General features: G+C 73.1%; 17 protein-coding genes. 16 read left to right on the plus strand and 1 reads right to left on the minus strand.

What is annotated here, in order from left to right:
- Positions 1-5 precede the first annotated feature (5 nt).
- The 15 genes from murG (at position 6) to DFJ68_RS03055 (ending at position 17870) form a co-directional block, all read left to right on the plus strand.
- Positions 6-1118: an undecaprenyldiphospho-muramoylpentapeptide beta-N-acetylglucosaminyltransferase gene (gene murG, locus DFJ68_RS02980; RefSeq protein ID WP_121035028.1), complete on the plus strand. Its 1113-nt coding sequence runs from the start codon at positions 6-8 to the stop codon at positions 1116-1118.
- Entirely contained in the window at positions 1115-2635 is a 1521-nt protein-coding gene (murC, locus tag DFJ68_RS02985) for a UDP-N-acetylmuramate--L-alanine ligase (RefSeq protein ID WP_420823646.1), read from the plus strand. Before murG ends, murC begins: the two co-directional genes overlap by 4 nt.
- Entirely contained in the window at positions 2632-3438 is an 807-nt protein-coding gene (locus tag DFJ68_RS02990) for a cell division protein FtsQ/DivIB (RefSeq protein WP_121030890.1), read from the plus strand. The genes murC and DFJ68_RS02990 overlap by 4 nt, the downstream gene beginning before the upstream one ends.
- A gap of 367 nt (positions 3439-3805) precedes the next feature.
- Positions 3806-5119, plus strand: a complete 1314-nt coding sequence (gene ftsZ, locus DFJ68_RS02995) for a cell division protein FtsZ (RefSeq protein ID WP_121030892.1) — start codon at positions 3806-3808, stop codon at positions 5117-5119.
- A gap of 174 nt (positions 5120-5293) precedes the next feature.
- Positions 5294-6043, plus strand: coding sequence for a peptidoglycan editing factor PgeF (pgeF, locus tag DFJ68_RS03000; RefSeq protein WP_121030894.1), 750 nt, complete (start codon positions 5294-5296; stop codon positions 6041-6043).
- Complete coding sequence (locus tag DFJ68_RS03005; RefSeq protein WP_211333252.1) at positions 6040-6762, plus strand: YggS family pyridoxal phosphate-dependent enzyme; 723 nt, start codon at positions 6040-6042, stop codon at positions 6760-6762. Before pgeF ends, DFJ68_RS03005 begins: the two co-directional genes overlap by 4 nt.
- Before the next feature lie 48 nt (positions 6763-6810).
- Entirely contained in the window at positions 6811-7290 is a 480-nt protein-coding gene (locus DFJ68_RS03010; RefSeq protein ID WP_121030896.1) for a cell division protein SepF, read from the plus strand.
- 64 nt (positions 7291-7354) lie between these two features.
- Entirely contained in the window at positions 7355-7642 is a 288-nt protein-coding gene (locus DFJ68_RS03015; protein WP_121030898.1) for a YggT family protein, read from the plus strand.
- Between the two features lie 93 nt (positions 7643-7735).
- A complete protein-coding gene (locus tag DFJ68_RS03020; protein ID WP_121030900.1) occupies positions 7736-9073 on the plus strand; it encodes a DivIVA domain-containing protein in 1338 nt (445 codons plus the stop codon).
- A gap of 318 nt (positions 9074-9391) precedes the next feature.
- Positions 9392-10444, plus strand: coding sequence for a TraR/DksA family transcriptional regulator (locus DFJ68_RS18630; protein ID WP_245963423.1), 1053 nt, complete (start codon positions 9392-9394; stop codon positions 10442-10444).
- 110 nt (positions 10445-10554) lie between these two features.
- Entirely contained in the window at positions 10555-11145 is a 591-nt protein-coding gene (lspA, locus tag DFJ68_RS03035) for a signal peptidase II (RefSeq protein WP_245963424.1), read from the plus strand.
- The gene (locus DFJ68_RS03040; RefSeq protein WP_121030906.1) at positions 11138-12073 is read left to right on the plus strand and encodes an RluA family pseudouridine synthase; all 936 of its coding nucleotides are present in this window, start codon (positions 11138-11140) and stop codon (positions 12071-12073) included. The genes lspA and DFJ68_RS03040 overlap by 8 nt, the downstream gene beginning before the upstream one ends.
- A gap of 103 nt (positions 12074-12176) precedes the next feature.
- A complete protein-coding gene (gene dnaE, locus DFJ68_RS03045; protein WP_121030908.1) occupies positions 12177-15767 on the plus strand; it encodes a DNA polymerase III subunit alpha in 3591 nt (1196 codons plus the stop codon).
- 3 nt (positions 15768-15770) lie between these two features.
- A complete protein-coding gene (locus DFJ68_RS03050; protein WP_245963425.1) occupies positions 15771-16892 on the plus strand; it encodes a winged helix DNA-binding domain-containing protein in 1122 nt (373 codons plus the stop codon).
- 27 nt (positions 16893-16919) lie between these two features.
- Positions 16920-17870, plus strand: coding sequence for a pseudouridine synthase (locus tag DFJ68_RS03055; protein ID WP_245963426.1), 951 nt, complete (start codon positions 16920-16922; stop codon positions 17868-17870).
- A gap of 199 nt (positions 17871-18069) precedes the next feature.
- Here the strand turns inward: DFJ68_RS03055 and DFJ68_RS03060 are convergent, their stop codons facing one another.
- The gene (locus tag DFJ68_RS03060) at positions 18070-18549 is read right to left on the minus strand and encodes an SSI family serine proteinase inhibitor (RefSeq protein WP_245963427.1); all 480 of its coding nucleotides are present in this window, start codon (positions 18547-18549) and stop codon (positions 18070-18072) included.
- 169 nt (positions 18550-18718) lie between these two features.
- On the opposite strand from DFJ68_RS03060, the gene DFJ68_RS03065 reads away from it, so the two are divergent.
- Complete coding sequence (locus DFJ68_RS03065; RefSeq protein ID WP_121030914.1) at positions 18719-20857, plus strand: S9 family peptidase; 2139 nt, start codon at positions 18719-18721, stop codon at positions 20855-20857.
- Positions 20858-21014: the final 157 nt, after the last annotated feature.

A 21014-nucleotide genomic window follows, 5' to 3' on the forward strand; every position in this document is an offset into this window, starting at 1 on the left:
CCCCGATGTCCGCACCCACCTCCGTCCTGCTCGCGGGAGGGGGCACGGCCGGCCACGTGTCGCCGCTGCTCGCCCTCGCCGACACCCTCGTGCGCCGCCACCCCGACGTCACCGTCACCGCCCTCGGCACCGAGGCCGGCCTCGAGGCGCGTCTCGTGCCCGCCCGTGGCTTCGCCCTGCGCTACGTGCCCAAGGTGCCGCTGCCTCGGCGCCCCAGCGGCGACCTCGCCCGGCTCCCGCGCAACCTCAAGCGGGCCGTCGACGCCGCGGGGGCGGCCATCGACGAGACCGGGGCGCAGGTCGTCGTCGGCTTCGGTGGCTACGTCAGCACCCCCGCCTACCTCGCGGCCCGACGTCGCCGCATCCCCATCGTCGTGCACGAGCAGAACGCCCGCCCGGGTCTGGCCAACCGGGTCGGGGCCCGTTTCACCCCGTTCGTCGCGACGACGTTCTCGAACACCGTGCTGCCCCACGCGACCCGCATCGGAATGCCGTTGCGCCGCGAGATCACGACGCTCGACCGGGCCGCCCTGCGACCGGCTGCCCTCGCGCACTTCGGTCTCGAGCCCGACTGGCCGACGGTGCTCGTCACGGGCGGCTCGCTCGGCGCCAAGCGCCTCAACGACGCGTTCGCGGCGCGAGCGGCGACCCTGTCGGCCCGGGGGGTGCAGGTGCTGCACGTCACCGGGCGCGACAAGGAGTTCACCCCCGAGCGTCCCGGGGTGGGCGCGCCGTACGTCGTCGTGCCCTACGCCGAGCGCATGGAGCTCGCCTACGCCGTCGCCGACCTCGTCGTCGCCCGGTCGGGGGCCAACACGGTCTGCGAGCTGACGACGGTCGGCCTGCCCGCCGTCTACGTGCCGCTGCCCATCGGCAACGGTGAGCAGCGGCTCAACGCCGCCGACGTCGTCACCGGCGGGGGAGGGCTGCTCGTCGAGGACGCGCAGCTGACCCCCGACTGGGTCGACTCGGTGCTCGTGCCGCTGGCCACCGACGGCGACCGGCTGACCCGCATGGCGCGGGCCGCGGCCTCGCTCGGCGAGCCCCGGGCCGACGAGTTGCTCGCCGACCTCGTCGAGCGCGCGGTCGACGGGCGCCGCCCCGGGGGTGCGTCGTGAGCACGCCGACCGACGGCGGGGCGGGTACGCCCACCGTCGACCACCCCTTCGCGGCGTCGCGGTTCGACTTCTCCGCGCCCCTGCCGTCGGCCGACGACCTCGGCCGGGTGCACTTCCTCGCCATCGGCGGGGCCGGGATGTCCGGCGTCGCCCGCATCATGCTGGCCCGGGGCATGACCGTCTCGGGAACCGATGCCAACGACGTCCCGGTGCTCGCCGCCCTGGCGAAGGAGGGGGCGGGCGTCCGGGTCGGCTTCGACGCCGACAACCTCGGCGATGCCGACGCCGTCGTCATGAGCTCGTCCATCCGCGACGACAACCCCGAGCTCGTCGCCGCCCGTGAGCGCGGGCTGCCGGTGCTGCACCGGGCCCAGGGGCTCGCCGTGCTCATGCAGGGCCGCCGTGGTGTGGCCGTGGCCGGCGCCAACGGCAAGACGACGACCACGTCCATGCTGACCGTCGCGCTGCAGGGCACCGGCCTCGACCCCTCGTTCGCGGTCGGTGGCGAGCTCGCCCGGCACGGCACCAACGCGCACCTCGGCCGTGACGACGTCTTCGTCGTGGAGGCCGACGAGAGCGACGGCTCGTTCGTCGTCTACCACCCCGAGGTGGCGATCGTGACGAACGTGCAGCCCGACCACCTCGACTTCTACTCGGGCTTCGACGTCGTGCAGGCGGCCTACGACGCCTTCGTGGGCACCATCGCGCCCGGTGGCCTGCTCGTGACGTGCGCCGACGACGCCGGCTCCCGCGAGCTGGCCGAGCGGGCCCGCGGTCGTGGCATCCGCACGGTCACCTACGGCTTCGACGAGGGCGCCGACGTCGTGCTCGGCGACCACGTCGACGGGCTCACCTCGTCGGTGACCCTCCGCGACGGCGACCGGGTGGTGCCGTTGCGGCTCGCCGTGCCCGGCCGCCACAACGCCCTCAACGCGGCCGCCGCCTACGCCGCCGCGGTGCACGGCCTCGACCGCCCGGCCGACGCCGTCGCCGACGGGCTGGCCGCCTTCACCGGCACCCGTCGCCGCTTCGAGCCCAAGGGCGAGGCCGGTGGCGTGGCCCTCGTCGACGACTACGCCCACAACGCCGGCAAGGTCACCGCCGTGGTGCAGACGGCCGCCGGTCTCGTCGCCGGCTCGGGCCGGCTCGTCGTCGTCTTCCAGCCCCACCTCTACAGCCGAACGCGTGACTTCGCCGCCGGTCTCGGCGCCGGACTGTCACCGGCCGACGTCGTCGTCGTCATGGACGTCTACGCCGCCCGCGAGGACCCCGAGCCCGGGGTGACCGGCGAGCTCGTCGCGCGGGCCGTCACCGACGCCCGACCGGAGGTGCAGGTGCACTACGAGCCGTCGTGGTCGGCCGTGGCGCCCCTCGTGGCCGGGCTCGTACGGCCCGGCGACCTCGTGCTCACCGTCGGCGCCGGCGACGTCACCATGATCGGGCCGGAGGTGCTGCGGCTGCTCGAGCAGCACGACACCGACGACACCGCCGGTCGCGACCCCGAGGGGGACCGATGATGCTGACGCGGTCCCGCCGCACCGACCGCGCTCGTACCGGTGGGTCGGGCGGCACCGGTGCCACCGGCGGCACCGGCTTCGGGTCGGCCCGCTCCCGCTTCGAGCGACGCGCCCTCGCCGCCCGCCGACGCCCGCGCCTGCTCGCCGGCATCGGGGTCGGACTCCTGTTGCTCGTCGGCCTGCTCGCCTGGGCCGGCTGGTACAGCCCCCTGCTCACCGCCGACCTCGTCGAGGTCACCGGCGTGAGCGGCAGCCAGGCGGCGCAGGTGCGCCGGCTCGCCGACGTGCCCCTCGGTGGCCCGCTGCTGCGGGTCGACACCGACGCTGCCGTGACCCGCGTCGAGTCCGACCGGCAGTGGAAGGACGTCACCGTCGAGCGGGCGCTGCCGCACACCGTGCGCATCGATGTCACGCCCCGCGAGCCCGCCCTCGCCGTCCGCACCGCCTCCGGCGAGGTCCAGGTCGTCGACCGCGAGGGCGTCGTGCTGCGCACCGCCGACACGCCGCCCAAGGGCATCCCGCTTGTCACCTCCGGGGCGCAGCAGGTGACGCCCGAGGGCGTGACCGCGGCCCGGCAGGCCCTGTCCTCCCTCGACGCCGGGCTGCAGAAGGAGGTGTCGGGCGTGAGCGTCTCGGCCGCCGACCAGGTGACCTTCAGCCTCACCGTGAAGGGAACGAAGCGCACCGTCGTCTGGGGCGGACCTGGCGAGGCCGCGACGAAGGCCCGCCTCGTCGCCATCCTCGTCAAGGAGTCGACCGGCACCATCGACGTGAGCGTGCCCTCCTCGCCCGTCACCCGCTGACCCCGTCGAGAGGGCGCCCAGCCCCCGTCGAGTGGTCACCGCCGCGCGCCGTCACGCTCGGACAGGCAGCGGATGCCGGTGTGGCGGCCCGTCCTTCGAGGCGAGGTCGAGGGTGTGTCGGGCCTCCCGGGTCGACGACCTGCGATGATGGCGGCCCGACACGCCGGGGGCCGGGTTGCCGCCGCTCGGGCCGACGTCATACGGTCAGGGCACCACGGCCGTGACCGAACTGTAACCTTTACGTCGACGTTGAAGGTTGAGCCACGGAACCGCAGCGTCCGGCCATGCACGACCACGCACGACCACGCTGATCACCCGCACCACCAGCACCGGCATCGACCGTCATCACCCAGGAAGGCCCACTCACGTGGCAGCAGCACCGCAGAACTACTTGGCCGTCATCAAGGTCGTCGGAATCGGTGGTGGTGGCGTCAACGCCATCAACCGGATGATCGAGGTCGGACTCAAGGGCGTCGAGTTCATCGCCATCAACACCGACGCGCAGGCGCTGCTCATGAGCGACGCCGACGTCAAGCTCGACGTCGGCCGTGAGCTGACCCGAGGGCTCGGCGCCGGCGCCGACCCCGAGGTCGGGAAGAAGGCGGCCGAGGACCACGCGGAGGAGATCGAGGAGGTCCTGCGCGGGGCCGACATGGTCTTCGTCACCGCCGGCGAGGGCGGCGGCACCGGAACCGGTGGCGCGCCCGTCGTGGCCCGCATCGCCAGGGGCATCGGCGCCCTGACCATCGGTGTCGTCACGCGGCCCTTCACCTTCGAGGGTCGCCGTCGTGCCAACCAGGCAGAGTCGGGCATCGGCAGCCTCCGGGAGGAGGTCGACACCCTCATCGTCATCCCCAACGACCGGCTGCTGTCGATCAGCGACCGCAACGTCTCGATGATGGACGCCTTCCGTTCGGCCGACCAGGTGCTGCTCTCCGGTGTGCAGGGCATCACCGACCTCATCACGACGCCGGGCCTGATCAACCTCGACTTCGCCGACGTCAAGTCGGTCATGCAGGGCGCCGGCTCGGCCCTCATGGGCATCGGCTCCGCCCGCGGCGAGGACCGCGCCGTCCAGGCCGCCGAGCTCGCCATCAGCAGCCCGCTGCTCGAGGCCTCCATCGACGGGGCCCACGGTGTGCTGCTCTCGGTCCAGGGTGGCTCCGACCTCGGCCTCTTCGAGATCAACGAGGCCGCCCGGCTCGTCCAGGAGGCCGCGCACCCCGAGGCCAACATCATCTTCGGTGCCGTCATCGACGACGCCCTCGGCGACGAGGTCCGCGTCACCGTCATCGCGGCCGGCTTCGACGCCGGCGGCCCCATGCGCCGCGACGACGACCGGGCCCTCGGGCAGGTCATGGGCCGGTCGGCGCAGCAGCAGCAGCGCCAGCCCGCGGCCCCGGCCCAGCAGCAGTCGCAGCACCAGGGCGGTCAGCAGCAGTCCCAGCAGCAGTCCCAGCGGCCGGTGCAGGCAGTCCCGGCGGTCGCCCCCCAGCAAGGTCAGGGCGGTCAGGGCGAGCCCGCGCACGAGGGGCAGGGCGGCCAGTCCGGTCAGCAGGGTCAGCAGCAGGGCGGCTACGGTCAGCAGCAGGCCCAGCCGCAGCAGGGCGCCGGCACGCCGCCGCGCCAGGTGACGTTCGAGAACGACGACGAGCTCGACGTCCCCGACTTCCTCAAGTGACGCGGGCGGCTCCGGCCGCCCGCACGACGAGACCCCCACCGCCCTCGGGCCGTGGGGGTCTCGTCGTGTGAAGGCCGGTGGTCGCCGGTGCCCACCCCGCCCATCCGCAGCCGGCCCCTCCGCACCCGGCCGCCCACGCGCACCCGTCGCCGCGCCGCTCGGTAGGTTGAGGGGGTGTTCTTCTGGCGATCGACCGTGCCCCCGCGGGCCCCGGGGCTGCCTGCCGTCGAGCTGGCCGTGACCGGCCGGGGCGCCGGCCGCGGGGCGGCCCCCTTCACCGGCCTCAACCTCGGCGGTCACGTCGGGGACGACCCGGTGACGGTCGAGCAGAACCGCCACGAGGTCGCGTCGGCTATGGGCGTCGACCGCGACCACCTGCTGTTCCTCGCCCAGGTGCACGGCGACACCGTCGCCCATGCCACCGGCCCGTGGTCGGGTGACGCGCCGGAGGCGGACGCCGCCGTGACGGCGACCCCGGGCCTCGCCCTCGCCGCGCTCGTCGCCGACTGTGTGCCGGTGCTCCTGCACGACGCCGACGCCGGGGTCGTCGCGGCGGTCCACGCGGGCCGCCCGGGCCTGCTCGCCGGGGTGGTCGACCGCGCCGTCGACGCCCTTGCCGAGCGCGGTGCCCGCCACCTCAGCGCGGTCGTGGGCCCGTCGGTCTGCGGGCGGTGCTACGAGGTGCCGGAGGCCATGGCGCGCGACGTCGCACACGTCGCCCCGTCCGCCCTCGCGCGGTCGTGGGCCGGCACCCCCGCCGTCGACGTCGCCGCCGGCGTGGTCGAGCGCCTGTCCGCCCGACGCGTGGTGGTGCAGTGGCTGCCCGGCTGCACGCGGGAGGACGGCGACCTCTACTCCTACCGCCGCGACGGTCGCACCGGCCGCTTCGCCGCGGTCGTCGCCCTCCGCGAGGTGGCCGCGTGAGCGGCGGGGCGGATGCCGGTCGGCGGGCCGAGCTGGAGCGCTCGCTCGCACAGGTCACCGAGCGCATCGAGCGGGCGTGCGCGGACGCCGGTCGCGACCCCGCCGACCTCACCCTCGTCGTCGTGACGAAGCGCTTCCCGCTCGAGGACGTCCTGGCCCTGCACGAGCTCGGGGTGCGCGACATCGGCGAGAACCGCGACCAGGAGGCCGGTGAGAAGGTGGCGGAGCTCCGCGAGCGCCTCGGCGCCGACGCGCCCACCGTGCACTTCATCGGTCAGCTGCAGTCGAACAAGGCCGGGCACGTGGCCGGCTACGCCGACGTCGTCCAGTCGGCCGACCGGGCCAAGATCGTCGACGCGCTCGCCCGTGGTGCGCAGGCGTCCGGCCGTGACGTCGACGTGCTCGTGCAGGTCGGCCTCGACGACGAGCAGGGACGCGGCGGCGTACGACCTGACGAGGCGGCCACGCTCGCCGACCGTGTCGCCGGCCACGACGGGCTGCGGCTGCGCGGCGTCATGGCCGTGGCGCCGCTCGACGCCGACCCCGCGCCCGCCTTCGCGCGGCTGCGCGAGCTGGCTGACGGCATCCGGTCGAAACACCCTGACGCGCACTGGATCTCGGCGGGCATGAGTGGTGACCTCGAGGCCGCGGTCGCGCACGGGGCGACTCACCTGCGTGTCGGGACCGCAATCCTCGGTTCGCGGACGGCCGTTCTGTAACGTCGCCTGCGACCGCACATCGAACGATCGTTCCACTGGGAGTTGGCCATGGCAGGGGCACTGCGCAAGACGATGGTGTACCTCGGACTCAGCGAGGAGGACCCGCGCGCGCAGCAGCGCTACGACGACGACGGCTACGACGAGCACGACGCGTACGACGAGCCGGAGCACACCGCCGCCGTCACGCAGCTGCCGACGAAGCGCCCCGTCGCGGCCGTCGTGCGGGAGACCGAGGTGGGCGGCCTGAGCCGAATCACGACCATCCACCCGCGCACGTACAACGAGGCCAAGAACATCGGTGAGTGGTTCCGTGACCAGGTGCCGGTCATCATGAACCTCAGCGACATGGACGACGCCGACGCCAAGCGTCTCGTCGACTTCGCCGCCGGCCTCGTCTTCGGCCTGCACGGCACCATCGAGCGGGTCACCTCGAAGGTGTTCCTGCTCTCGCCGGCGCACGTCGAGGTCGCCGCCGACGAGCCCGAGGCGCCGGTCGCCACGACGCGCAACTTCTTCAACCAGAGCTGACCGACGACCGGCGTTCTGCAGCGGTCGATTACGAACACCACCACTCTTCGGTCACACTGGTCCCATGGATGCGTTCTGGACCGTGTACGGAGTGGTGGTGTTCACCTTCTTCATCGCTCTGATCGGCCGGTTCGTCATCGACTGGGTCCAGGTGCTCGCCCGCTCGTGGAAGCCCTCGGGTGCGCTGCTCGTCGTCGCCGAGGCGATCTACACCGTGACCGACCCGCCGCTGCGGGCGCTGCGCAAGGTCGTGCCGTCGCCGGCCATCGGCGGCATGCGCCTCGACCTCTCCTTCCTCGTGCTCATGCTGCTGACCTCCGTGGCGCTGAACCTCCCGGGCTTCTTCGCCTGACCCCCCGAACGGGGGTTGCGCCGAGCCCTTTGGCGGCGCGTCGGGCGGGCCGATAACGTGGCCACGACCCTTTCCGTCCGACCGAGGTGACACATGGCGCTTACGCCCGAGCAGGTGCTCAACAAGCACTTCCAGACCACGCAGTTCCGTCGGGGTTACGAGGAGCGCGACGTCGACGACTTCCTCGACGAGATCGTCGCCGAGATGCGCTCGCTCATCGAGCAGCGTGACGACTACCTCAAGCAGCTCAACGACTGCCGGGCGAGCAAGAACCAGCCCGCGGTGCGGGCGAGCGACGCGACCGGCGCCGCCGCTGCCACGGGAGCCACGGCGGCGACGGACGACGAGCGCGCCGGCACCGCGAGCGCCAAGGTGGACGACGCCGAGCGCGCCACCCGTGCGGCCGCCGACCGCGTCGCCGCCGCCGAGAAGGAGGCCGAGCAGGCCGAGGCCGACGCCAGGGCGCGCATCGAGAAGGCGCAAGCGGAGGCCGAGCAGGCCGAGAAGGATGCCGCAGTGGCCCGTGAGCGCGCCGCCTCCGACCACACCGCCGACCGCACCGCCGACGTGCCCGACGACACCTCGGGTGCCGCCGCCGACGCTTCCGGCGAGGGGGAGGGCGACGAGGCCGGCCGGTCGGCCGCCCCGGCCGCCTTCGCCGGTGTGGCCGCGGGCGCCGCAGGTGGCGCGGCGACGTCGGGACTCGACGCCGCCGGCGTCATCCAGCTCGCCCAGCGCCTGCACGACGAGCACGTCGCCGCCGGTGAGGCCCGTCGCGACGAGCTCGTCGCCGAGGCCGAGAGCCGCCACCAGGCGCTCGTCAGCGAGGCCGAGCAGCGCCACGCCAGCCTCATCGCGGAGGCCGAGAGCCGCCACGCCGAGCTGCTGTCGACCGGTCAGGCACGCTACGACGAGCTCGTCGGAAGCGGCCAGAGCACGCACGACGAGGCGCAGGCCACGGCCCAGCGGCTCGCCGAGGAGGCCGCGGCGCAGCGCGACGAGATGATCTCGGCGGCGACGAAGCAGCGCGACGAGATGCTCGCTGCTGCCGGCGCCGAGCGCGACCAGATGCTCACCGAGGCGCGCGAGCGCGCCACCGGCATGGTCGCCCAGGCGCAGCAGCAGAAGGCGGCCGTGCTCGAGGAGCTCGAGCAGCAGAAGAGCCTCCTCGGCCGTCAGATCGACGAGCTGCGCGGGTTCGAGCAGAGCTACCGCAGCAACCTGCGCTCGTACATCGAGGGGCAGCTGCACGAGCTCGACCACAACGAGCAGGAGCCCGAGGTCGCCCCCGAGGGAGCCCCGGCCACCGAGCCGACCGGGTCCACGGAGCCCACCGGGTCCACCGACGGCGACGCGGCGACCGAGGCCGCCGAGGCGCCCGAGGGCACGCCGGCGCAGGACACGAAGGACGGCAAGCCCACCCAGGGCTGATCGCACGCACCACCGGTCGGGAGGCCACCTCGGGCACGCGCTCGGGGTGGCCTCCTGCCGTCCCCGCACCCGCCGGATGCCGGTGGGCTGACGTCCGGGGCCGCGCCGGGCCGCGGTGGTCGACCTCGAGGCCCGCGTCCGCGCCGACATCCGCGTGTCCGCTGCGCGTTTCGCGATTGTGCCGTGCCGATGCGACCCCTATTGTCGGGCCCACTCGAGGGGCGTCGACGGCCGAGGGCCATGGAGGGCGAGATGGCTGCGAAGAAGACTGCGACGACGTCCACGACCGCGAAGGCTGTGGCGACGAAGACTGCGCCGGTGAAGGCCGCGACGAAGACCGCGCCTTCCAAGACCGCGACGAAGACCGCGCCGGCCAAGGCCGCCACGAAGACCGCGCCGGCCAAGGCCGCCACGAAGACGGCGACCACGGCACCCGCCAAGACGGCGACCACGGCGGCCACGAAGAAGGCGACCACGGCGCCCGCCAAGAAGGCGACCACGGCGCCCGCCAAGAAGGCGACCACGGCGCCCGCCAAGAAGGCGACCACGGCGCCCGCCAAGAAGGCGACCACGGCGGCCACGAAGAAGGCGACCAAGGCACCTGCGAAGACGGCGACCACGGCGCCCGCGAAGGCCGGTGCCGCGGCCCGGAACGCGACGGCATCCTCGCTCGTTGGTGCGGGCAGGGCCCGCGCGACGAACGCCGGGGCCGCACGGGGTACGACGAAGCCGTCCGCGACGTCCTCGGCTCCGAAGAAGGCCACGAGGGCGTCACGCACGACGACCGGCAGCACGACAGGCACCGCCAGCACCACCTCACCGAGGGCGACGAAGAAGACGTCGGCCAGCACGTCCACTCCGCCCAGCACCCCGGCCCGCTCGGGGGCCGCGGCGACCAAGGCCGCGAGGAAGACCACAGTGACCCAGGCACGAACCGCGCGCAGCGCGACCCGCACGGCGCCGGCGAGCACGATCGCCGAGAAGCTGCGCGTCAAGGACGACGAGAGCCCGTGGAGCCCGGAGGAGATCACCGAGCAGCGCGGCATCCTCGTCGAGGAGATCGAGGAGCACCGCCGTGAGCTGGCCCTCGCCGAGGAGGAGCTCGACCAGCTGCTCCGCTCCACCGGTGACGGCGCGGGCGACGACCAGGCCGACGCCGGGTCGAAGACCGCCGAGCGCGAGCACGAGATCGCCCTCGCCGCCAACGCCCGGGCCTCGCTCGACCAGGCCGAGCACGCCCTCGAGCAGCTCGAGGCCGGCACGTACGGCATGTGCGAGAACTGTGGCAACCCGATCGGCAAGCTTCGACTGCAGGCCCGCCCGCGTGCGACCCTGTGCATGTCATGCCAAGCCAAGCAGAACCGCCACTGAGCCCCCGCCCCGTCGACGCCGGCCCCCGCCGCGGCCCCGACGACCCACCCCACGAGGGAACGGTCGCGCCCTCCCGCGGGCCGTCGGCCGACGGGCCGGGCACCCGCCACGTGTCGCCGCACCGTCGCCGACGCCTCTTCACGCTGCTCGGCGTGGTCGCGGTGCTCGCCTACGCCAGCGACCAGCTGACCAAGCTCGTCGCCCTAGACCTGCTCGACGACGGTCGGTCACGGCCCTTTATCGGCGAGCTCATCCGCTTCACCCTCATCGGCAACCCCGGCGCGGCGCTGTCGCTCGGCGCCGGCAACACGTGGGTCATGACGGCCATCGCCGTCGGGGTGCTCGTCGCCATCGTCGTCGTCGCCAAGGGGCTCGGCTCGCGCGTCTGGGCGGTCGCCCTCGGCATGCTGCTCGGCGCCGCGCTCGGCAACCTCACCGACCGGTTCGTGCGCCCACCGGGCGGTGGGCAGGGTCACGTCGTCGACTTCATCGACTACAACCGATGGTTCATCGGCAACGTCGCCGACATCTGGATCGTGTCCGCGGCCGTGCTCATCGTGCTGCTCGCCCTCCTCGGCATCGGCGTCGACGGGGTGCGTGACCGCGACCGCAAGGCCGCCGAGACGGACGCCGCCGAGACGGACACCGACGCTGACCGCACCGCCCACCGCTCCACCGACGACACCTCGAGCCATGCCTGAGGTGCGCACCGTGCTCGTGCCCGAGGGGCTCGAGGGCGAGCGGGTGGATGCCGGCGTGGCCCGTCTCTTCGGGGTCAGCCGCACCCGCGCGGCCGAGCTCGCCGCCGGCGGCCACGTCGTGCTCGACGGCAGGACGGCGGGCAAAAGCGACCGGCTCGGCTCCGGGGCGATGCTCGAGGTCTCCCTCCCCACGGCCGGGGAGCAGCGACCCGGCCCGGTCGTGCGGCCCGAGGCCGTGCCCGGCATGCGCATCGTGCACGACGACGACGACATCGTCGTCGTCGACAAGCCCGTCGGGGTGGCCGCGCACCCGAGCGTCGGCTGGGAGGGCCCCGACGTCGTCTCCGGCCTCGCCGCCGCGGGCTACCGCATCTCGACGTCCGGGGCGGCCGAGCGTCAGGGCATCGTCAGCCGCCTCGACGTCGGCACCTCGGGCCTCATGGTCGTGGCCAAGAGCGAGTACGCGTACTCCCGCCTCAAGCAGGCCTTCCGCAGCCGCACGGTCGACAAGACCTACCACGCGCTCGTCCAGGGCCTGCCCGACCCGCTCGTCGGCACCGTCGACGCCCCCATCGGTCGCCACCCCGGTCACGACTACAAGTTCGCCGTCATGAAGAGCGGCAAGCCGTCGGTGACGCACTACGAGGTGATCGAGGCCTTCCGGCGCGCCAGCCTGCTCGAGGTCCACCTCGAGACCGGCCGCACGCACCAGATCCGCGTGCACTTCGCCGCGCTCAAGCACCCCTGCTGCGGCGACCCGATGTACGGCGCCGACCCGACCCTCTCCGCCCGCCTCGGCCTCGACCGGCAGTGGCTGCACGCGATGGGCCTCGGCTTCGAGCACCCCGGTACGGGCGAGTACGTGCACTTCGAGAGCCGGTACCCGGCCGACCTGCAGCACGCGCTCGACGTCGCCGCCACCTTCTGAGGATGCCGGGTGGCGGGCTCCGCCACCCGGTGCCGTGGGCGCCCCGCCGGGGCCCACCCCGACACGCCGAGGCTGTCTCCGGTGAGGCTTAGACTCGTCCACGATGTCGACCCAGAGCGCCGCCCCGAACGACCCGAGCTTCGTCCACCTCCACGTGCACACGGAGTACTCGATGCTCGACGGGGCCGCCCGCATCGGTGACCTCTTCAGCGAGGCGGCCCGCATGGGGATGCCGGCCCTCGCCACGACCGACCACGGCTACGTCTTCGGCGCCTACGAGTTCTGGAAGAAGGCGCAGGGCACCGGCGTCAAGCCGATCATCGGCGTCGAGGCGTACATCACCCCGGGCACCCACCGCACCGACCGCACGAAGATCAGCTGGGGCGACGGTGGGCGCGACGACATCTCCGGTGGCGGTGCCTACACCCACATGACGATGCTCGCGCAGGACAACGTGGGCATGCACAACCTCTTCCGGATGACCTCGATCGCGAGCCTCGACCAGGTCTACACGAAGTGGCCCCGCATCGACCGCGAGCTGCTCTCGACCTACGGCAAGGGCCTCATCGTCACGACGGGCTGCCCGAGCAGCGAGATCCAGACCCGGCTGCGCTTCGGCCAGTACGACGAGGCCCGCCAGACGGCATCCGACCTGCGTGACATCTTCGGCGCCGAGAACGTCTACTGCGAGCTCATGGACCACGGGCTCGACATCGAGCGGCGCGTGCAGAAGGACCTCATCCGTCTCGCCCGCGACCTCAAGCTGCCGCTCGTGGCCACGAACGACCTGCACTACACCAAGGCCGAGGACGCCCGGGCCCACGCCGCCCTGCTCTGCGTGCAGTCGGGCAGCACCCTCATGGACCCGGGCCGTTTCAAGTTCGACGCCGACGACTTCTACCTCAAGTCGGCCGCCGAGATGCGCCACGTGTGGCGCGAGCTGCCCGAGGCGTGCGACAACACCCTCGAGATCGCCGAGCGCTGCGAGGTCTCCTTCACCGAGGGCGAGGGGCGCTACATGCCCCGTTTCCCCTGCCCCGAGGGTGAGAGCGAGACCTCGTGGTTCATCAAGGAGGTCGAGACCGGGCTGCGTCGCCGGTTCCCCGACGGCGTGCCCGACTACGCCGTCAAGCAGGCCGCCTTCGAGCAGGACGTCATCGTCTCCAAGGGCTACCCGGGCTACTTCCTCGTCGTCGCCGACTTCATCAACTGGGCCAAGCGCAACGGCATCCGGGTGGGTCCGGGGCGCGGGTCGGGCGCAGGCTCGATGTGCGCGTACGCCATGGGCATCACCGACCTCGACCCAGTGCCCCACGGCCTCATCTTCGAGCGCTTCCTCAACCCGGAGCGCATGTCGATGCCCGACTTCGACGTCGACTTCGACGAGCGCCGGCGCGGTGAGGTCATCCGCTACGTCACCGAGAAGTACGGCTCGGAGCGCGTCGCCCAGATCGTCACCTACGGCACCATCAAGGCCAAGCAGGCCGTCAAGGACGCCGCCCGCGTCATGGGGCACCCCTTCAGCGTCGGCGAGCAGCTGACGAAGGCGATGCCACCGGACGTCATGGGCAAGGGCGTGCCCCTCGCCGAGATCTACAACCCCGAGCACAAGCGGTACAACGAGGGCGGCGACTTCCGCGCGCTCGTGCAGACCGAGCCGTACTTCCAGGAGGTCGTCGAGACCGCGAAGGGCCTCGAGGGCCTGAAGCGCCAGTGGGGCGTGCACGCCGCCGGCGTCATCATGAGCAGCGAGCCGCTCGTCGACGTCATCCCGATCATGAAGCGGCTGCAGGACGGCCAGGTCATCACCCAGTTCGACTACCCGAGCTGCGAGTCGCTCGGCCTGGTCAAGATGGACTTCCTCGGGCTGCGCAACCTCACCATCCTCGACGACGCCATCGACAACATCCGCAGCAACCGCGACGAGGAGATCGACCTCGACGCGCTGTCGAAGGACATGACCGACCGGGCGACGTACGAGCTGCTCGGCCGCGGTGACACCCTCGGCGTCTTCCAGCTCGACGGCGGCGGCATGCGGGCGCTGCTGCGCCTCATGCAGCCCGACAACTTCGAGGACATCTCGGCCGCCCTCGCGCTTTACCGACCCGGCCCGATGGGTGTCAACGCCCACACGAACTTCGCCCTGCGCAAGAACGGCAAGCAGGAGCTGACCCCGCTGGACCCCCAGCTGGCGGGCAAGCTGCAGCAGGAGATGGTCGACGCCCTCGACCCCATCCTCGGCATGACGTACGGCCTGGTGATCTACCAGGAGCAGGTCATGGAGATCGCGCAGAAGCTCGCCGGGTACACCCTCGGCAACGCCGACCTGCTGCGCCGGGCCATGGGCAAGAAGAAGAAGGAGGTGCTCGACGCCGAGTACGTGCCCTTCTCCGAGGGCATGAAGGCGCAGGGCTTCACCGAGGCCTCGATCGCGGCCCTCTGGGGCGTGCTCGTCCCCTTCTCCGACTACGCGTTCAACAAGGCCCACACCGCGGCCTACGGGCTCGTCTCGTACTGGACCGCGTACCTCAAGGCCAACTACCCGGCCGAGTACATGGCCGCCCTGCTCACGAGCGTGCGCGACGACAAGGACAAGTCGGCGCTCTACCTCAACGAGTGCCGGCACATGGGCATCAAGGTGCTGCCGCCCGACGTCAACGAGTCGGTGGCCAACTTCGCCGCCGTCGGCACCGACATCCGCTTCGGTCTCGCCGCCATCCGCAACGTCGGCCTGCCCGTCGTCGAGGCCATCGTCAGGTCTCGCGAGGAGAAGGGCGCCTACGGCTCGTTCAAGGACTTCCTGTCCAAGGTGCCGGCGGTCGTCTGCAACAAGCGCACCATCGAGTCGCTCATCAAGGGTGGCGCCTTCGACTCGCTCGGCGAGAGCCGCCGCGGCATGGTCGAGGTGCACGAGCGGTACATCGACGCCCTCGTCGAGGTCAAGAAGCAGGAGGCCATCGGCCAGGACAGCCTCTTCGGGGCCCTCATGGGCGACGTCGACGACGCCGGCGGGGGAGCGGGCGCCTTCGACGGACTCCCGCCCGTGCCGACGATGGAGTGGGACAAGGCCAGCCTCCTCTCGTTCGAGCGAGAGATGCTCGGTCTCTACGTCAGCGACCACCCGCTCTTCGGCATCGAGCACATCCTCGCCACCCACGCCGACACCTCGATCGCCTCGCTCATGGGCGACGACCCCAAGCCCGACGGCACGCCCGTCACGGTGGCCGGTCTCATCACGAGCCTGCAGCTGAAGCGGACGAAGAAGGGCGACCTCTGGGCCATCGCGACGGTCGAGGACCTCGACGGCGCCGTCGAGTGCCTGTTCTTCCCGTCGTCGTACATGATGTTCTCGACGATGCTGGCCCAGGACACCGTCTGCGCCGTCAAGGGCCGGGTCAGCGCGCGCGACGACTCCATCTCGATCTTCGCGCAGGAGCTCACCCTCCCCGACATCAAGGAGGGCCCGCGCGGACCGGTCGTGCTCTCGATGCCGGTGGCCCAGGTGACGACGGCGCGGGCCGAGCGCCTCAAGGAGATCCTGCGCGAGCACCCCGGGGCGACCGAGGTGCAGCTGCGGCTCGTGCAGCCGGGCCGCTCGGTGCTCATGTCCCTCGGCGACGGACACCGGGTCACGGCCACGTCCGCGCTGTTCGGCGACCTCAAGGCCCAGTTCGGGCCGGCCGTCCTGGGCTGAGCCGTGCACGCCCGGGTCACGACGGCGTTCCGCCGTCAGCGGATGGCCGCGCTCGGGCTGGCCCCGGCCCTCGGCGACGCGGCGGCACCGGCATCCGCCCTCGACGTCGTGCGGGCGCTCGGCGCGCTGCAGGCCCAGGACCACGGCTCGGGCGTCTGGTCGCTCGGTGTGCGCTCGGGGCTCACGGCCGCCGATCTCGCGGAGGCGGTGGACCGCCGCGAGATCGTGCGCACGTGGCCCATGCGCGGCACGATCCACTGGGTCGCCGCCGAGGACGCCCGCTGGATGTGCCGGCTGCTGGCGTCCCCGCGCGCCGGCGCGCTCGTGTCGAGGTACGCCCAGCTCGGCATCACCGAGGCCGGCATCGAGCGCAGCGGTGAGCTGTTCGAGACCCACCTGCGTGAGCCGATGAGCCGGCCCGACGTCGTCGCGCTGCTCGTCGAGCACGGCATCGACCCGACCGACCAGCGCGCCTACCACCTCGTCGGCCACCACTGCATGACCGGCCTGCTGTGCCAGGGGCCCCTCATCGGTCGCCAGCCGAGCTTCGTGCTCATCGACTCCTGGGTGCCGCGCCCCCTCGCGCCCGGGCGGGAGGAGGCGATGGCCACGGTCGTGGAGCGGTACGTGCGGGGGCACGGTCCCGTGACGGAGAAGGACGTCGCCGGCTGGATGCTGCGCCCGCTCGGTTTCACCCGGGAGGCGCTGGCGCTGCTGGGCGACCGCCTCGAGCGCGAGGAGGTCGACGGGACGACGTGGCTCACGAACGCCGACGCCGGACCCGCCTCCGGGGGTGGTCACCCCGATGCCGGCGTGCACCTGCTGCCGCAGTGGGACGAGCTGCTGCTCGGGTACCGCTCCCGTGACGTGTCGCTGCCACCCGAGCGCTTCCGGGCCGTCGTGCCCGGCCGCAACATGGTCTTCAAGCCCACCCTCGTCGTCGACGGTGAGGTCGCCGGCACGTGGCGTCGCGTCGCCCGCCGTGGCGGGGTGGTCGTCGAGGTCAGCCCCTTCGCCGCGATGTCCGCCCGGCGACGGCGGCAGCTCGAGGCCGCGGCCCAGGGGTACGGGCGCTTCCTCGGCACGGACGTCGAGCTGGCGGTGCTCGACCCGGACGCCGCGTGACGCCGGTACCGGCGGGGGAGCACTGACGTGGCCAGGGGAGGCATCCCCGCCTCGCCGCTGCCGCCGCGGCAGGGGGTCGACGCGCAGCGCTACCGGATGCCGCAGGGCGGTCCGTGGCGCACGCTGCGCGACCACCTCGTCGAGCGTCTCGCGGCCGGCCTGTCGGCGGACGAGGTAGACCGGATGCTGCGGGAGGGCGAGTTCGTCGACGCCTCAGGGCGACCCGTGCCGGCCGACGCGGCCTTCGTGCCCCGCTCGGTCGTGTGGGCGCACCGTGACCTGCCCACCGAGCCGCCGCTCGCCGAGGACGTCGTCGTGCGGCACCGCGACGAGCGGCTCGTCGTCGTCGACAAGCCCCACGACATGGCGACGATGCCGCGCGGTGACCACGTCGCCGGCAGCGCCCTCGCCCGGGCCCGGGTCGTCACCGGCCTCGACCGGCTCGCCCCCGCCCACCGCCTCGACCGGCCGACGGCGGGGGTGCTGCTGCTGACGACCGAGCAGCGGTGGCGCGGCGCGTACCAGTCGCTGTTCGCGCAGGGGCGCGTGCACAAGGAGTACCTCGCCGTGGCGCCGGTGCGCGACGACCTGGAGCTGCCCCTCGTGCGCCGCACCCGGCTGCTCAAGGAGCACGGCGTGCACCAGGCCCGCGAGGTGCCCGGCGAGCCCAACGCCGACACCCTCGTCGAGCTGCTCGAGCAGTGCGACGGTCTGGGCCTCTACCGGCTGACCCCGCGCACGGGGCGCACCCACCAGCTGCGCGCCCAGCTGAGCGGTCTCGGCATCCCCATCGTCGGCGACCCGCTCTACCCGGTCGACCGCACCCCACCGCCCGGCACCGTGCGCGACGCGGAAACCCCTGCGCTGCAGCTGGTCTCGGCGGTGCTCGCCTTCGACGACCCCGTCGACGGTACGCCGCGCCGCTTCACCACCCGCCGCTCCCTCTCCACCTGGCCGCCCCGTCGAGAGGACGATTGACCCCCGTCGAGAGGGCGCGTCGCCCTCGTCGAGTGGGCAGCCGAACCCGAGTCACCCCCCATGCGACCCGACGGGACCGGCGTGCGCAACCTCACGGCGAACAACCCGGCACCCGGTGCCCCGCCGCCCGCCACGCTCTACTCCGACCTGCAGCCCGACTGGGACCGCCTGCGGCTGACCCCGGCCACGTGACCCCCGGTCACGCGCCGCCGCGGCCGAGCAGGGCCCCGAGGGCGTCCCAGCGCGAGATCTCGCACCCGTTCGTGCGGTCGAAGCGGGCGTCGACCGGCGCCCCTCGCCAGGTGCCCGTCACGGTCGCGGTCTGCGGACCGCCGTAGAGCTGGGTGCACACGGCGTCGGCCGGGGTGGGCGCGAAGGGGTCGCGCCCACCGTCGGACGCGGCCGCCAGCGCGGCGCACGCCGCCGCCGCGTCCGGGTGGTCGCCTCCGACGGGGTCGCACGCGAGGGTCGTCCGGCGTGGCGACGCGCCCGCGCCATCGGTGACCGTCACCACGAGCCGTCCTCCCGTGGTCGCCGTGGTCGCCGTCGTGCTGCTGCCGTCGTTCGTCCCCTGCACGGTGGTTCCTCCTGCGTCCGGTCCGGGTGTGGACGTGCCGCACGCGGTGGTCGCCCCCGCCACGAGCAGCAGCGAGGCGGCCATGGCCCGGGCGGTCGTCACGACCCAAGGATGCCCGGTCGGCGGGCGCCCGCACGGTCAGCGAGCCACCGTGTCGCTCGCGATACCCCCACCCCGCGCGCGCCCCCGACGACTCCGCGGCCGGGAGCGGGGCGCACGTGCGAGCACCCGACCGACGACGTCGACGCCGGCCGTGCCTAGAGTGACGAGCATGGAGCAGCCCCCCGTCGCGCGGCGCAAGCCGGTCGCACGCACCCACCACGGCGACACCGTCGAGGACCCCTACGCGTGGATGGCCGACCGCGGCGCCGTCGAGTTCGTCGACCACCTCGCCCTGGAGAACGCCTGGGCGGCGCAGCAGACCGCCCCGCTCCAGGGCCTCGCCGACGACGTCTTCGAGGAGTTCCGCTCCCGCATCGAGGAGACCGACCTCTCGGTACCGGTGCGGCACGACCGCTGGTGGTACTACACCCGCACCGTCGAGGGCGAGCAGTACGCCGTGGAGGCCCGCGTGCTCGTGGCCGACCACCCTGATCGGCCTGCCCTCACCGAGGGCCGGCCGCCGGCCGGTGAGCAGGTGCTGCTCGACCAGAACGCCGAGGCGCAGGGGCAGGAGTTCTTCGGGGTCGGCGCGAGCGAGGTCAGCCCGGCGGGTGACCTGCTCGCCTACAGCGTCGACCTCGCCGGCGACGAGCGGTACGACGTCCGGGTCCGCCGCATCGACACGGGCGAGCTGCTCGACGACGCGGTCCGGCGCACCGGCGGCTCGCTCGCCTTCTCGCTCGACGGTCGCCACCTGTTCTACACGCGCGTCGACGACGCGTGGCGCCCGCACCAGGTGTGGCGCCACGAGCTCGGGACCCCGTCGGAGCAGGACGTGCTCGTGCACGACGAGCCCGACGAGCGCTTCTTCGTCGGCGTCGGGACGAGCCGCGACGACCGCTGGGTCGTCATCGCCATCGGCAGCAAGACGACGTCCGAGTACCGGCTCGTCGACGCCTCGACCCCGCTCGACGAGCCCCGCGTCGTCGCCCCCCGCCGCCAGGGCGTCGAGTACGACGTCGAGCCGTTCGGCGACCAGCTGCTCGTCGTGCACAACGCCCAGCGGGTCAACTTCGAGCTCGCCCTCGCCCCCGTCACGTGCACGAGCGTCGACGAGTGGCAGCCGCTCGACCTCACCGGCGACGACGAGTTCGTCACCGGTGCGGAGGGATTCGACGACTTCATCGCGGTCACCCTCCGTCGGGCGGGTGGCACCGGCATCCGCATCGTGCTTCGCGACGCCGACGCCCCGAACGGGCTCGGCGAGGCCCACGACGTCTCGTTCGGCGAGCCGGTGCACACCGTGCACGTCGGGGCCAACCCCGAGTCGTCGACCCCGACCATCCAGGTCGTGCACGAGTCGCTCGTGACGCCCCGCACCGTCGAGGACTACGACGTGCGCTCGCGCACCTTCACGCTGCTCAAGCAGCAGCACGTCCGCGGCGGTCACGACCTCGCGCGCTACCGCCAGCGCCGCGAGTGGGCGACCGCGGCCGACGGCACCCGCATCCCGATCTCCGTCGTGCACCGCGACGACGTCGAGCCCGACGGCACCGCGCCCGGGCTGCTGCACGGCTACGGCGCGTACGGCATCAGCAGCGACCCGTGGTTCTCGGTGCTGCGGCTGTCGCTGCTCGACCGTGGCTGGGTCTTCGCCGTCGCGCACGTGCGCGGCGGCTCCGAGATGGGCCGCTCGTGGTACGACGACGGCAAGCTCGAGCACAAGCCCCACACGTGGGGCGACTTCGTCGCCTGTGCCGACCACCTCGTCGACGGCGGCATCGTCGCGCGCGACCGCCTCGCCGCGGAGGGCGGCTCGGCCGGCGGGCTGCTCATGGGCGTCGTCGCCAACGAGGCGCCCGACCGCTTCGCCTTCGTGCACGCGTCGGTGCCCTTCGTCGACCCGCTCACGACGATCCTCGACCCGTCGATGCCGCTGACGGTCATCGAGTGGGAGGAGTGGGGCAACCCGCTCGAGGACCCCGAGGCCTACCGCCTGATGAAGTCGTACTCGCCCTACGAGAACGTGCGTCCGCAGCGCTACCCGAGCCTGCTCGTGACGACGAGCCTCAACGACACCCGCGTCTACGCGACGGAGCCGGCCAAGTGGGTGGCCGCGCTGCGGCACGCGCTCGAGGGCGTCGACGACGCCCGCCCGCTGCTGTTCCGCACCGAGATGGCCGGCGGCCACGGCGGCCAGTCGGGCCGCTACGACACGTGGCGCCAGTGGGCCTGGGAGACCGCCGTCCTCATCGACCAGACGACGGGCCACCCCCGACCGGATGCCGACCCGCCCGCCCCCGCCTGACCGCTCCCACCCCGTCGAGAGGCCAAATAGACCCCGTCGAGAGGCCAGATAGAGCCCGTCGAGAGGCCAGATAGAGCCCGTCGAGAGGCCACCGGGGGCCTCCCGGACGGTGGGCCGGCCCTGTCGCGGCTGTGGACCACGCCGTCGGTCACGACCA

Source organism: Terracoccus luteus, from assembly GCF_003635045.1.
Classification (GTDB): Bacteria; Actinomycetota; Actinomycetes; order Actinomycetales; family Dermatophilaceae; genus Terracoccus; species Terracoccus luteus.